The sequence below is a fragment of the Streptomyces sp. UNOB3_S3 genome, assembly GCF_020740895.1.
Lineage (GTDB): Bacteria > Actinomycetota > Actinomycetes > Streptomycetales > Streptomycetaceae > Streptomyces.
This window is the reverse complement of the sequence record NZ_JAILXP010000698.1, coordinates 1-1,270: the sequence shown is the minus strand read 5'-3', so window position 1 is coordinate 1,270 and position 1,270 is coordinate 1. Positions and strand designations below refer to the sequence as shown.

The 1,270-nt window shown below is 70.2% G+C and carries 1 protein-coding gene; it reads right to left on the bottom strand.

What is annotated here, in order from left to right; genetic code table 11:
* Positions 1–1,268, bottom strand: a 1,268-nt coding sequence (locus tag K6I33_RS35100; RefSeq protein ID WP_229358840.1) for an NAD-dependent malic enzyme, incomplete at its 3' end; no start/stop codon positions are given.
* Positions 1,269–1,270 lie beyond the last annotated feature (2 nt).

The window sequence follows — 1,270 nt, the reverse complement described above, 5'->3', positions numbered from 1 at the left end:
AGCATCATGTCGGTGTTGACGGTGCGGGACTGGGCGTCGAGCAGGCCGCGGAAGACGCCGGGGAAGACCAGCACGTTGTTGATCTGGTTGGGGAAGTCCGAACGCCCGGTGGCCACCACGGCGGCGGTGCGGCGGGCGATGCCGGGGTCGACCTCGGGGTCGGGGTTGGCCAGCGCGAACACGATCGCGTTCTCGGCCATCGCCGCGACGTCGTCGCCGTCCAGGACGTTGGGGGCGGAGACACCGATGAAGACGTCCGCGCCGCGCACGGCCTCCTTCAAGGTGCCCGTGACGCCCTCGGGGTTGGTGTTGTCCGCGATCCACCGCAGCGCGGAGGTGCTGCCGGCGGAGACCAGGTCCGGGCGGGCGGCGTGGACCACGCCGTGGATGTCGGCGACCACCGCGTGCCGCACCCCGGCCGCGATCAGCAGCTTCAGGATCGCCGTGCCGGCCGCGCCCGCACCGGACATGACGACCCGTACGTCGCCGATGTCCTTGCCCACCACGCGCAGCGCGTTGGTCAGGGCGGCCAGGACGACGATGGCGGTGCCGTGCTGGTCGTCGTGGAAGACGGGGATGTCCAGCGCCTCGCGCAGGCGGGCCTCGATCTCGAAGCAGCGGGGGGCGGAGATGTCCTCGAGGTTGATGCCCGCGAAGCCGGGGGCGATGGCCTTGACGATCTCGACGATGGCGTCGGAGTCCTGGGTGTCCAGGCAGATCGGCCAGGCGTCGATGCCGGCGAACCGCTTGAACAGGGCGGCCTTGCCCTCCATCACCGGCAGGGCGGCCTTGGGGCCGATGTTGCCCAGCCCGAGGACGGCGGAGCCGTCGGTGACCACGGCGACGCTGTTGCGCTTGATGGTCAGGCGGCGGGCGTCCTCGGGGTTCTCCGCGATGGCCATGCACACCCGGGCGACACCGGGGGTGTAGATCATGGAGAGGTCGTCGCGGTTGCGGATGGGGTGCTTGGAGGCCATCTCGATCTTGCCGCCGAGGTGCATCAGGAACGTCCGGTCGGAGACCTTGCCCAGGACGACGCCCTCGATCCCGCGGAGCTTCTCGACGATCTCGTCGGCGTGCTCGGTCGAGGTGGTGGCCATGGTGACGTCGATACGCAGCTTCTCGTGCCCGGAAGCGGTCACGTCCAGACCGGTCACCGACCCACCGGAGGACTCCACGGCCGTGGTCAGCTCACTGACCGCGGTCCCCGACACGGGAACCTCCAGCCGGACCGTCATCGAGTACGAGACGCTAGGCGCCGTTGCCATGG